11 protein-coding genes are annotated in these 12556 nt (G+C 72.8%); 8 read left to right on the forward strand and 3 right to left on the reverse strand.

Going from position 1 to position 12556, the window contains the following annotated elements:
• Positions 1-23 precede the first annotated feature (23 nt).
• From ABZ990_RS00130 to ABZ990_RS00140, 3 genes are all read left to right on the forward strand, one after another.
• A complete protein-coding gene (locus ABZ990_RS00130) occupies positions 24-1388 on the forward strand; it encodes an aminotransferase class I/II-fold pyridoxal phosphate-dependent enzyme (RefSeq protein ID WP_361222756.1) in 1365 nt (454 codons plus the stop codon).
• A gap of 333 nt (positions 1389-1721) precedes the next feature.
• Positions 1722-2555, forward strand: coding sequence for an acetoacetate decarboxylase family protein (locus ABZ990_RS00135; RefSeq protein WP_361222759.1), 834 nt, complete (start codon positions 1722-1724; stop codon positions 2553-2555).
• A complete protein-coding gene (locus ABZ990_RS00140; protein ID WP_361222762.1) occupies positions 2552-3403 on the forward strand; it encodes a gamma-glutamyl-gamma-aminobutyrate hydrolase family protein in 852 nt (283 codons plus the stop codon). Before ABZ990_RS00135 ends, ABZ990_RS00140 begins: the two co-directional genes overlap by 4 nt.
• Positions 3404-3526: 123 nt before the next feature.
• On the opposite strand, the gene ABZ990_RS00145 is transcribed toward ABZ990_RS00140, so the two are convergent.
• Positions 3527-3994 (reverse strand): pyridoxamine 5'-phosphate oxidase family protein, encoded by a 468-nt coding sequence (locus ABZ990_RS00145; protein WP_361222765.1) that lies wholly within the window; start codon positions 3992-3994, stop codon positions 3527-3529.
• 224 nt (positions 3995-4218) lie between these two features.
• Between ABZ990_RS00145 and ABZ990_RS00150 the strand changes: the two genes are divergently transcribed.
• Positions 4219-4746, forward strand: a complete 528-nt coding sequence (locus tag ABZ990_RS00150) for a hypothetical protein (protein WP_361222768.1) — start codon at positions 4219-4221, stop codon at positions 4744-4746.
• Positions 4747-5402: 656 nt separating this feature from the next.
• The gene (locus ABZ990_RS00155; RefSeq protein ID WP_361223645.1) at positions 5403-6122 is read left to right on the forward strand and encodes a response regulator transcription factor; all 720 of its coding nucleotides are present in this window, start codon (positions 5403-5405) and stop codon (positions 6120-6122) included.
• Between the two features lie 308 nt (positions 6123-6430).
• On the opposite strand, the gene ABZ990_RS00160 is transcribed toward ABZ990_RS00155, so the two are convergent.
• Entirely contained in the window at positions 6431-8053 is a 1623-nt protein-coding gene (locus tag ABZ990_RS00160) for a GAF domain-containing protein (RefSeq protein ID WP_361223648.1), read from the reverse strand.
• A gap of 701 nt (positions 8054-8754) precedes the next feature.
• On the opposite strand from ABZ990_RS00160, the gene ctaD reads away from it, so the two are divergent.
• Both ctaD and ABZ990_RS00170 read left to right on the forward strand, forming a co-directional pair.
• Entirely contained in the window at positions 8755-10392 is a 1638-nt protein-coding gene (gene ctaD / locus ABZ990_RS00165) for a cytochrome c oxidase subunit I (RefSeq protein ID WP_361223652.1), read from the forward strand.
• A complete protein-coding gene (locus ABZ990_RS00170) occupies positions 10389-10985 on the forward strand; it encodes a hypothetical protein (protein ID WP_361222770.1) in 597 nt (198 codons plus the stop codon). The genes ctaD and ABZ990_RS00170 overlap by 4 nt, the downstream gene beginning before the upstream one ends.
• 171 nt (positions 10986-11156) lie before the next feature.
• Here the strand turns inward: ABZ990_RS00170 and ABZ990_RS00175 are convergent, their stop codons facing one another.
• Complete coding sequence (locus tag ABZ990_RS00175; protein ID WP_361222773.1) at positions 11157-11636, reverse strand: hypothetical protein; 480 nt, start codon at positions 11634-11636, stop codon at positions 11157-11159.
• Positions 11637-11995: 359 nt separating this feature from the next.
• Here ABZ990_RS00175 and ABZ990_RS00180 point away from each other — a divergent pair, with 359 nt between their 5' ends.
• A complete protein-coding gene (locus tag ABZ990_RS00180) occupies positions 11996-12412 on the forward strand; it encodes a hypothetical protein (RefSeq protein WP_361222776.1) in 417 nt (138 codons plus the stop codon).
• The last annotated feature ends 144 nt before the right edge of the window (positions 12413-12556 follow it).

Consider the following 12556-nt stretch of genomic DNA (forward strand, 5'->3'; position numbering starts at 1 on the left):
CGACCGAGGAAGAGTGTGACTCAATGGATCTGAACAAGTGGCTGGCCGCGGCGGTCGCCTCGAACGCCGACTGGACGAAGAGCTTCGCCCCCTACGACCCGCACCCGGCCCTGGCCGTCGACGAAAGCCGCTTTGCCGCCGCGTTCGAGGTCTTCACCGAGCGGCTGAAGGACAACTACCCCTTCTTCCACCCGCGTTACGCGGGCCAGATGCTCAAGCCCCCGCACCCGGCGGCCGTGGTCGGCTACCTCACCGCCATGCTGATCAACCCCAACAACCACGCCCTGGACGGCGGTCCGGCCACCGCCGACATGGAGCGCGAGGTCGTGCAGCAGCTCGCGACCATGTTCGGCTTCGACACCCACCTCGGCCACCTGACGACCAGCGGCACCATAGCCAACCTCGAAGCGCTGTTCGTGGCCCGGGAGACGCACCCCGGCAAGGGTGTCGCCTACAGCGCCGAAGCCCACTACACGCACGGCCGCATGTGCGGCGTCCTCGGCGTGGAGGGCTTCCCCGTCCCCACCGACGACCTCGGCCGCATGGACCTCGACGCGCTGGAGGAACTCCTGCGCGGCGGCCGGGTCGGCACCGTCGTCCTCACCGCCGGCACCACCGGCCTCGGCTCCATCGACCCCGTGCACGAGGCCCTGGCCCTGCGCGAGCGCTACGGCGTGCGGATCCACATCGACGCCGCCTACGGCGGGTTCTTCACCCTGCTGGCCGGCGCGGACGGCCCCGAGGGCATCCCGGCCGAGCCGTGGCGCGCCATCGCCCAGGCCGACTCCCTCGTGGTCGACCCGCACAAGCACGGACTGCAGCCCTACGGCTGCGGCGCCGTCCTCTTCCGCGACCCGTCCGTCGGCCGCTTCTACCTGCACGACTCGCCGTACACCTACTTCACCTCCGACGAACTGCACCTGGGCGAGATCAGCCTGGAGTGCTCCCGGGCGGGCGCGTCGGCCGCCGGACTGTGGCTCACCTTCCAGATGCTCCCGCCCACCCGCGAGGGACTCGGCGAGGTCCTGGCGGCCGGCCGGCGGGCCGCGCTGCGCTGGTCGGAACTGATCGAGAACTCCGAGCACCTGGAGCTCTACCAGGAGCCGCAGCTCGACATCGTCAGCTACTTCCCGGTGACTCCCGGCGGCAAGCTGTCGGAGATCGACGCCGCCGCCGACCGGATCATGCACGAGGGCATGAACGACACCGAGGACCCGGTCTTCCTCAGCACCCTGCGCGTCGGCGCCGAGCGCTTCACCGCCCGTCACCCCGGCCTCACCGCGGACGCCGACGGTGCGCGGATCCTGCGCAGCGTCCTGATGAAGCCCGAGTCGGAGACGTACGTCGAGAGCCTGCACCAGCGGGTGGAGCGACTCGCCCGCCCCTGACCGGCCCGCCCTTCCCGGCCTTCCTCGGCCCGGCGGGCCCGGTCTTCCCCGACTGGGCTCGCCCCTCCCGGCCGGCCGTACCTTCCCCGGCCGGACCGGCCTCCCCGACCGGACCGGCCTCCCCGACCGGACCGGCCTCCCCGACCGGACCGGCCGCCCGAAACCTGACCGACCCGGGCGGCCGGTCCCCTCCACCCGCCACCGTCCTCGTACGGCTCGCGGCGCGCCGTCGCCCCGACCCGCGACGGTGCCCCCTCTGCCTGCCCGCCGCCTCGCGCGACCCGTGCGACCCGCGCGGCGGGCCCCTCCGAACCTCCCCAGGAGCGTGCCGACATGTCCCGTGCCCATGACGTCCAGGGCTTCTTCCACCCCAAGACGGCGACCGGTGCCTCGTCCCTGATCCCGTCCCCGCCGTGGCACTACTCGGGCGACCTGCTCACCATCGAGTACCGCACCGACCCCGACCGGGTGCGCGAGCTGCTGCCCGAGCCGCTGGAACTCGCCGAGGAGGACCCCGGCGCGGTGGCCTTGATCTGGGCCGACTGGCAGTCCTGCGCGGCCTCCGGCGAAGAACTGCTCGACCCGGTGCGGGCCCAGTACAAGGAGGCGTTCGTCGTCGTCCGGTGCTCGTATCAGGGCCGTACGTACAGCCGCTGCGTGTACATCTGGGTCGACAAGGACTTCGCCATCGCCCGGGGCCTGCACCAGGGCTACCCGAAGAAGCTCGGCTCCCTGCACCAGACCCGCCCGCACCCGTACGGGCCGGCGCCCCGGATCGAGGCGGGCGCGCGGTTCGGCGCCACCCTCGCCGCCGCGGACCGCCGTCTCGCCCAGGCCGTGGTGACGCTGCGCGAGCCGTCCGAGACCGCCGGATTCGTCAACGGGCACCCGATGGCCCACCACCGCTGGCTGCCCTCGATCGAGAAGGGCAAGGGGCTCGCGCTGAACGAGCTCGTCGAGTCGGGGGCGGCGTCCTTCGAGGGCGGACAGGCGTGGGTCGGCGACGCCGACCTCGAACTCTTCGCGTCGCCCACCGAGGAACTGGCCCGGCTGGAGATCCGCGAGCCCATCGCCGCGTACTACCGCCAGGTCGGTGTGGTGTGGGACGGCGGACGACTTCTGGAGTCGGGGCCCACCGGCGTTTCTGCCGCTTCCTCCGCCGAATGACCGGCGAGACCGGCGAGACCGGCGAGACCGGCGAGACCCGCGAGATCTGTGAGTCCGGTGCGGCCGGGGCGGGCGATGCCCGTCCGGCCCGGCCCGCCCGCCCGCTGATCGCGATTCCCGCCCGTTTCTCCGCCTCGGCCTCAGCCCTGCGCTACGCCGCCGAGGTCAACGCCCGCGCGCTGATGGAGGCCGTCTGGCGGGCGGGCGGCGAACCCGTGAGCCTGCATCCGACCGGCCCGGAAGAGGAGACGGAGGTCGCCGCCCGGCTCGCCCGGTTCGACGGCGTCCTGCTCCCCGGCGGCGGCGACATCGCCCCGTACCGCTACGGTGCCGCCGGCACCCACGCGAGCGTGTACGACGTCGACGACCACCAGGACGCCTTCGACCTCGAAGTCGCGCGCCAGGCCCTGGAGTCGGGCATTCCCCTGCTCGCGGTCTGCCGGGGACTGCAGGCCGTCAACGTAGCCCTCGGCGGCACTCTCCAGCAGGACATGGGCGGCCCCGGCCACGACCACCGCCATCTGCGCCACCCGGTGACCGTACAGCCGGGCACCCGAACGGCCCGCGCCCTGGGGCGCGTGGGGAACCCGGGAGCCCCGGGAAGCACGAATGGTGGGGACGGTACCGTCGAGGCGTCCTGCTACCACCACCAGCGGGTGGAGCGGCTGGGCGAGGGCCTGACCGTGACGGCCACCGCCGGGGACGGAACGGTGGAAGCGCTCGAACTCCCCACCGCACCAGGGTGGTTCGTGGCCGTGCAATGGCATCCCGAGGACACGGCCGCGACCGACCCCGCGCAGCGGGGCCTGTTCGGCGCGCTCGTCCACCACGCCGCCGCTCGCTCCTGAGGGGGCCGGGCGCCGGACCTTCGGAAGCCGGGGCCCGGGAACTCGTGGCCCCCGGGGCCGGGCGCCGGCGGCCGGCCCCGGGGCCTTCGGGAGCCAGTGGCCTCGGGCCCGGGGGAGCGGCGGTCAGTCCTCGGCGATCAGTCGGATACCGGTGACCAGGTCCGGCTCGATCCGCACGACGTGATCCGAGCGCTGGTCGGTCCACGGCTTGAGGACCGCCCGGTAGCGGGCCGCCTCCTCCGGGTCGGTGACCAGATGGCAGTAGCCCGTGACGACGACGCTCCAGCCGAGCCGGGCCGTGAGGTCGATGTCGTCGGCCTCGTATGCGACGACGACGCCGCGCGCCCCCGCCTGCTGCGCGTGCAGGGCCAGCGCGGCCCCCTCGTGGGTGCGGATGATGATGTCGCCGTCGTCCACGAGGTGGTTCACGGGACGGATGGCGGGGAGCGCCTGCCGGGTGAAGACGATCCGGCCGAGCGGGACCCCGGAAAGGAGCCGTAGCGCCTCGTCGCCCTCCAGTTCGACCGTACGTCGCCTCGGCTCTGTCACGGGGTCGGCAGCACGGTCGTGGGCGGGGGCGGCTTCGTTCACTGGTGCCTTCCTGGGCCTTGCGTATGGAGTCGCGTGATGCGCGAGAGAGAGGCGGGGCACGGGTGCCCCGGTCCTCTCAGTAGACGGCACGCGCCAAGGCGGTGGAAGGGCCGTTCGGCCCCTGCCATCCCGGCGGCGCCGCCCTGTTCACTGAGGCACGGGCCTCGACGGTCCCACGAGACGACGGGCGGCGAGCGCCGGAGGGCCGGGAAGTGGGGAAAGGCATGATCGGAGTGGTGGGGCACGAGGATCTGCCGCCGGATACGTCGGCCCTGGTGGAGCGCGAGCTGCGGGCCTGTCTGGAGCGGTACGCCGAGCCGGCCCCCGGTCTGGTCCGTGCCGGCACCCGGCCGGCCGCCGCCTTCGCCCGCGCGATACGGGCCGCCGGCCGCGATCTCGTCGCCCTGCTGCCCGCCCAGGGCGCGGTCCCCGCGCCGCTCCCGTCGCGCGCCGTGGAACAGGCCCGCGAGGTGATGGCCCTCGCCGAGGAGGTACGGCTCCTCGCGTACGACCCGGCCGACCGCGACGCCTGCGTCCGCGCCGACGAGGCGCTGATCCTGCACTGCGACCGGGTCCTCGCCGTCTGGGACGGCTCGCCCACCAACGGCCGGGACGCCACCGCCCACATGGTCGCCTACGCGCGGGCGCGCGGGGTTCAGGTGGAGGTCGTATGGCCGGCCGGGGCGGTACGTACGCCGGTACAGGCGGTGCGCACCCCGGTTCCGGTACGGAGAGGGGTCCGGACCGCCTGAGGGGGGTCCGCGGGGTCCGGTGCGGGTCCGCTCCTGCGCGGGCTCGTTCCTGCGCGGGCCTGCTCGTGCGCGGCCGGAAGCGTGGGGCCGGGGGAGTGAAGCGGTACGGACCCCGGGGGCCGGCCGTGCCCCTCGCGGTGATCCCAGGCGCATCTGATGGGCGCGGTACTCGCGTACGGCATTCGTGTCAGGCGCCTGGGCGCCGCGCCCGGGCACGGCACCCGTTCACGCCGCCCGCCGGGCATCGCGCGGGTTTCGTCCGGCCGGGGTCCGGTCCGGTTCGTTCGGTCCGGACCCCGCCGCCTTGCCGGCTGCCGCGCGTCCGTCAAACGCACGGAAGTCTGGGCGCCCCGGGTGTGCCGGCCCCGGCCCCGGGGGACGGGTCCGGGTCACGGCGGGGCGGGCACCCCAGGACGCGAGGGAGAGTCGACCACGGGGCCCGAAGCGCCCATAGGGCCGTTCGGCCCTGGGGGACCGGGGCCGAACGGCCTGCGGTCCCTGTTGTCATACTGACGCTCGATTCCGTGTCCGGGCCGGGTGGCCCGGACCGCAGGCCCCCACCACCGTGGTGGCCGTCGCCCCGACCAGGAGTTGCTGGTGAAGCACCGTCCCACTCGTCCGATCGCCCCCGCGGCCGCGGCGCCGCGTCCGACGTGCTGACCGCCGGCCGGCCCGCCGCCGGTCCCGGCGAGCCCGTGCGGGTCTTCCTGCTCGACGACCACGAGGTCGTCCGCCGGGGCGTGCGCGACCTGCTCGAAGCGGAGCCCGACATCGAGGTGGTCGGCGAGGCGTCGAACGCCCGCGAGGCGCTGGCCCGGGTGCCCGCGACCCGGCCGGACGTGGCCGTGCTCGACGTACGCCTCGGCAACGCGACCGGCGGCGACCACGAGGGCGTCGAGGTGTGCCGCGAGCTGCGCGCGGAGCTGCCCGAACTGGCCTGCCTGATGCTGACCTCGTTCGACGACGACGAGGCCCTGTTCGACGCGATCATGGCGGGTGCCGCCGGATACGTGCTCAAGCAGATCGGCGGCTCGGACCTGATCGCCGCCGTCCGTACGGTCGCCACGGGCAAGTCCCTGCTCGACCCCCGGATGACGAGCCGCGTGATGGCCCGGATCCGCGAGCCCGAACCGGAGCCGGAGTCGTCCGTGCCCCGCGAGCTGGACCGGCTCTCGCCCCGGGAGCTGGAGATCCTCGATCTCATCGGCCTCGGGCTGACGAACCGTCAGATCGCCGAGCGGCTCTTCCTCGCCGAGAAGACGGTGAAGAACCGGGTGTCGTCCATCCTCGGAAAGCTGGGCGTGGGGCGCCGGATCCAGGCCGCGATGATCGCCGAACGCCTTCGGGAGAACCCGGGCCGCCCGCCCGCCTCCTGAGCCGACCCCTGAGGCCCGTCCGGCCCTGATCCGCCGGACGGGCCTCAGGCATGTCCGCTCCCGGTGCGCCCTGCGGGTCGCCGCAGCCCGTCACGGCTCCCGACCGCAGGGCGGCCATGGCCCTGTCGGCCCGGAGGCCGGTAGTCACTGAACAGGCCCCGCCCTGGCCGCACTTGCGCTCCACAGCCCGGAATACACCTTGGGGTCGCCCGGAGCGGACTCCGGGCGACCCCGAGGGCGCAGGCGGCAGGTGCGATCCGACGCCTCCGCCCCGTGAACGGAGGGCCGCGAGCGAAGGACCGAGGTCGTCAGTCGGTGTGCAGCGGTGCGCTCCAAGTGATCCGGGTGCCCTGGGAGTACGCGTCCGGCGCGTCCACCAGGAGGCTGCCCCGGCACTGCTCGGCGCGCGAACTCATGTTGAGCAGCCCGCCGGTGGGCCGGGCCGCCCCGAGCCCGATGCCGTCGTCCGTGACCGTGAGCAGCAGCCGGTCGGCCGTGTCCGGCACCGCCACCACGACGTCCGCGCGACTCGCCCGCGCGTGCCGCGCGATGTTGCTCAGCGCCTCCGCCGTCACGGCCAGGACGTGCTCGGCCAGTTCGGTCGGCACGGTGCTGTCGACCGGTCCAGTGATCCGCAGCGACGGGTTGAACCCCAGGTGCTGCGCGGCCAGTTGGACCGTCTCGGCGAGCCGCCGGCGCAGCGCGGGACCGTTGCGGTCGTCGTCGGCCGTACGGAGCTGGAGGATCGTGGAGCGGATGATCTGGATGGTGGCGTCGAGGTCGTCGACCGCCCGCGTGACCCGCTCCGCCGCGCCCGTGTCGTCGATCGTCCGGGTCGCGCTCTGCAGTGTCATGCCGGTGGCGAAGAGCCGCTGGATCGCGACGTCGTGCAGATCGCGCGCGATGCGGTCGCGGTCGTGCAGCACCGTCAGCTCCTCGGACTGGGCGCGCCGCCGGGCGAGTTCGAGGGCGATCGCCGCCTGGTCCGCGAAGCCGCTGATGAGCAGCGTCTCGGTGTCGTCGAACGCCTGCCGGCCGGCCTTGCGGCTCAGCCGCAGCGCCCCGCACCCGGCGTCGCTCACGGGCAGCGGTACGGCCACCACGGCCCCATGCGCGTCCCCGGCGCCGCCCAGCGGCGTGGCCCGCGGATCGGTGCGTACGTCGTTCGTGACGACCGGCTCCTGGCCTTGCGCGGCGAGACCGGCGATCGACCCGGCGGCGGGCAGCACGGCGCCCCGCACCAGATCCGCGGTGTCGCCGTGCGCCATCTCGACCGTGAGTTCGCCGGCCGGTCCGGAGGGCAGCAGGATGGTCGCGAGGTCGGCGTCGGCCACCTCCATGGCCCGGCGCGCGATCAGCCGCAGGACGTCGTCGGTCGCGGTGCCCGCCAGCAGGGCGCGGGTGATCTCGCCCAGCGCTTCGAGACGGCGCTCGCGACGCCGGCTGTCGCGGTAGAGACGGGCGTTGTCGATCGCCACGCCCGCCGCCATCGACAGGGTCGTGAGGACCGCCTCGTCGTCGGCGTCGAAGGACCGCCCGCCCCGCTTCTCGGTCAGGTAGATGTTGCCGAAGACCTCGTCGCGGACCCGGATCGGCGCACCGAGGAAGGTCCGCATCGGCGGGTGGTGGGCCGGGAAGCCGAAGCTGTTCGGATGGCTGCCGAGGTCGTCGAGGCGCAGCGGCGCCGGGTTGTGGATCAGCTCGCCGAGGATGCCGTGGCCGCAGGGCGCGGGACCGATCCGGCGCACCATGTCGTCGGCCATGCCCACGGGGAGGAACCGGGACAGCTGCTCGCCGTCGTCGCCGATCACGCCGAGCGCGCCGTACTCGGCGTCGGTGAGGTTGGCCGCCGCCTCCACGATGCTCCGCAGCACCTGCGGCAGCTCCAGATCGCGGCCGAGGTCCATCACGGCGGCGAGCAGCCCGTGCATCCGCTCGGGGACGTCGAGCCGGGGCCAGGGCGGACGCGCGTGCGGGGCGGTGTCGGTCATGTGAGGGTGAGGCTCTCGTTCTGCCGCGGGGCGTTGCGTACGGTCGGGGTCGGGGTCGGAGTCCGGGTCGGGGTCCGGGTCGGTGGCCAGTGGTGGTGGCCGGTGGCGGTCCCGTGCGGTGTCCGCGTCGGGATCGGCGCGTGGCGTGTCAGAGCGGCCTGGAACGGTCAGGAGCGATCGGGAGCCATCCGGAACGGCCTGAAGTGGTCTGGACTGATCCTGTCTGGTCCGAGACGATCCTGGGCGGTCCGAAGTGATCCGGAGCGATCCTGGCGATCCGGTGCCGCGATCAGGCTCCGATCGGGGCCTGACGCGCTGTGACATCGCGCGAGGGTGCACTTCGGAGGGTACGCGATGCCCCCCTGCCGAACGGGAGGGGCCGTTCGGCCCTCCTGCCTTTCCGGGCCCCAGGACTGTTCGGCCCTATCGGGCAAGGGGGCCCTCACGGAGATCATCTGGGGCGGCCGGAAGACCGCCGCCTCTCCCGTCCCCCGTGTGCGGGCGTCTTCCGGCCGTATCCCGCATCACAGAGGAAAGGTCGCCGTCCTGTGGACGAGGCACAGAGCATTCAGTTGAAGCCCGCGGAACAGCCGGCACCCCCGGGCCCGGACGCCAAGAGCGGCCCCGTACGGCCCTCGTGGGTGTCCTGGCTCACCACGACGGACCACAAGCAGATCGGAACGCTGTACCTCTGTTCCGCGCTGCTCTTCTTCGTCATCGGTGGTGTGATGGCCCTGGTCATGCGAGCGGAGCTGGCCCGTCCCGGCACCCAGATCCTGTCGAACGAGCAGTTCAACCAGGCGTTCACCATGCATGGCTCGATCATGCTGCTGCTCTTCGCCATGCCGCTGTTCACCGGCTTCGCCAACTGGCTCATGCCGCTCCAGATCGGCGCGCCCGACGTCGCCTTCCCGCGCCTCAACATGGTGGCGTACTGGCTGTACCTCTTCGGCTCGCTGATCGCCGCGGGCGGCTTCCTCACCCCGCAGGGCGCCGCCGACTTCGGCTGGTTCCTCTACGCGCCGCTCTCCGACGCCATCCACTCGCCCGGCGTCGGCGCCGACATGTGGATCATGGGCGTGGCCCTCTCCGGCTTCGGCTCCATCTTCGGCTCGGTCAACTTCATCACCACGATCATCTGCATGCGCGCCCCGGGCATGACGATGTTCCGCATGCCGATCTTCACCTGGAACGTGCTGCTGACCTCGCTGCTCGTCCTGCTGGTCTTCCCGGTGCTCGCGGCGGCGCTCTTCGCCCTCGAAATGGACCGGAAGTTCGGCTCGCACGTCTTCGACCCGGCCAACGGCGGCGCACTCCTGTGGCAGCACCTCTTCTGGTTCTTCGGACACCCAGAGGTGTACATCCTGGCGCTGCCGTTCTTCGGCATCATCTCCGAGGTCATCCCGGTCTTCTCCCGCAAGCCGATGTTCGGCTACATCGGCCTGGTGGCCGCCACCATCGCCATCGCCGGCCTCTCCGTGACCGTGTGGGCCCACCACATGTACGCGACCGGCGGCGTGCTCCTGCCGTTCTTCTCCTTCATGACGTTCCTCATCGCCATCCCCACCGGCGTGAAGTTCTTCAACTGGATCGGCACGATGTGGAAGGGCTCCCTGTCCTTCGAGACCCCGATGCTCTGGGCGATCGGCTTCCTCGTCACCTTCACCTTCGGCGGTCTGACCGGCGTCATCCTGGCCGCGCCCCCGCTGGACTTCCACGTCACCGACTCGTACTTCGTGGTCGCGCACTTCCACTACACGCTGTTCGGCACCGTGGTGTACGCGATGTTCGCCGGCTTCCACTTCTGGTGGCCGAAGTTCACCGGCAAGATGCTCGACGAGCGCCTCGGCAAGATCACCTTCTGGACCCTGACCGTCGGCTTCCACGCCACCTTCCTTGTCCAGCACTGGCTGGGTGCCGAGGGCATGCCGCGCCGCTACGCCGACTACCTCGACGCCGACGGCTTCACCGCGCTGAACACCATCTCCACCATCGGCTCGTTCATGCTCGGCCTGTCGTTCCTGCCCTTCTTCTACAACGTGTGGAAGACCGCCAAGTACGGCAAGAAGGTCGAGGTCGACGACCCGTGGGGCTACGGCCGCTCGCTCGAGTGGGCGACCTCCTGCCCGCCGCCGCGGCACAACTTCGTCAGCCTCCCGCGGATCCGCTCCGAATCCCCGGCCTTCGACCTGCACTACCCCGAGATCGCGCAGGTCGACCGTCTGGAGAACGGGGCCGAGCCCCTGCAGCAGCCCCATGAGCTGGTGAGCCAGCGATGACCGGCGGCGTGCTCGCGCTCGGGATCGGCGCGGTGACCGCGTCGGGATGCGTCTGGTACGTCCCCGCCCTGGTCGACCTGCGGGCCGGTGCCGACCGCCCGGTCTCCCGGCGCCTCGCCGCGGCCGGCTGTGTCACCGGCTGGGCCACCGCGGCGGTCGCCGCCCTGCTGATGATGCTCGGCGTGCCCGTCCCGCCGCTGCTCGCGGTGGTGACCGCCGGGGCCGGAGCCGCCGTCGTCCTGCGGATCAGGGCGACCGTCCGGCGCCGCGCCGAGGAGCGGGAGGACGCCGCGACCTGGGCGGCCCTGGACTGGGCCGCACCCCGGCCGCACGGGCCGCGCCCGGCGCACATCGCCGGCACGATCGGCGCGGGCCTCGCCCTCGCCCTGGTCACCGCGCTGCTGCTGACCTGGGGCCGCTCCCACGGCGTCGGCACGGTCCTCGCCGTGACGGCACCCGCCGCCGTGGCCGGCTGCGCCCTGCTGGCCGCCTTCGCGCGGACCACCCGGCCCGCCGCCGGCCCCCGCGAGGAGGCGGTACGGCGGCCCGGCACCCGGGGCGCCGAGCTGAAGGCCCTCAAGCAGAGGTCCTGAGCGGCCCGCGCCCGGGGCCCGAAGCGGGAACCCCGGGTCGGTCCGAGGGGCGGTCCGACCGCAAAGGCCGGGGCCCGGTGTCGTGATCACGACACCGGGCCCCGGCCTTTGCGTGTGCCTGCTCTACGTACGGGACGCGCGGCCTGGTGACCAGGCGACCCGGTGGCCCGCTCAGCCGTGCGGCTTCGGGGCGTGCGCCCCGGGTCCGGGCGCCTTGGGCTCGTGCGCCTCGGGTTCGTGCGCCTCGGGCCCATGCGCGTCCGGCTCGTGCGCGACCTCGATCCGGTGGTGCTCCTCGGCGAGCGGGTGGCCCTCGCCGTCGACGACACGCCCGGTCACTCCGTACACCCCGCAGTGCGCACGGCCCACCGGCAGCCGCTCCGGAGGCAGGCGCACCTCGTACGGGCCACCGGTCCGGAACCCGCCGAGCGCGGTCCGTGTACTCCCGATCTGCTCGCCGTCCCATTCCCGGACGTCCTCGAAGACCACGGCGTCGATGTCCCTGCCGAGCCGGAACGTGAGCCCCAGACTGACCACCGCGCCCTCCGGGATCTCCAGGGGTCCCTTGGCCCCGGAGCCGCCCAGGGGTATGCCGAGGCGTCCCAGTTCCTCCACGTACAAGGAGACGTCCAGCAGCTCGAAGTCCTGCACGGCGACTCATCGCCTTTCGGTGCGGGGTCGATGGCCCGTGGCCCGGCGGGGCGCGGGCCAGTGACGGCCACGGTCGCGGGGCCTACCTTGGCGCATACCCCGATGCGGTCCGATAACCATTCTTTCTCCATGTTTCCGGGGTAACTCTCCGGGCGTCGGCCGTCGCCGGCAGCGGCTCACCGGCGTCTCCCGCGCCCTTGGGTCAGCTTCTCCGGGGCGCGCACCGAGTGGACGCCGGTGATCAGGACCGGATACGCGCGCCAGACCCGCACCCCGAGCCCGGCAGCTCGTACGCGACGGTGAACAGCGGACTGCGGCGGGTGACGAACGCGTCGGTCGCGGGCTGGGAACCTGGTGCCGTGGAAGATTCCGAAAACCAAGCGCTTCATCCCTCGGTCGCTGACGCCGACTCTCCGGACTGGCGCGTAAGAACGGCGGCAGGGCAACGGCTGGCGGCCGTGTCCCGGATCGAAGGTGTCGCCGGTGTCCTGCACCGTCTCCTCCTGGACGCCCAGGACACCGGAGTGACCTCTGCCACCGCTGCGGCTCTGCTGGCTCGGAGGGATTTGGCCGGCCTGCGTGCCGTGCTCGCGGCCCGTGCGGTGGCGTCCGATGAGGGAACGGCTGACCAACTGGCCGCGGAACTTGACAGTGACCCACGCTGGGCGACCGGAGAGAGTGGCGGCGAGCTGATCACCCGACTCCGAACGCTGACGTCGGATACAGACCCGGAGATCCGCAACGAGGCCCTGCTGCGACTCTCGTGCCTGCGCTGATCAGCCGTTCGACTGTGATCCGCCCCCTGCGGGGAGAATGATTCCCGCGATTACAGGGGCCGTCGTATCCGGACGTATCTGTCGCGGGCCGGCCCTCTGCGCGTCGGTGAGACTTCCACCTTGCGCGTATCCCACCGTCCCGGC

Source organism: Streptomyces sp. NPDC046203, assembly GCF_040646255.1.
Lineage (GTDB): Bacteria > Actinomycetota > Actinomycetes > Streptomycetales > Streptomycetaceae > Streptomyces.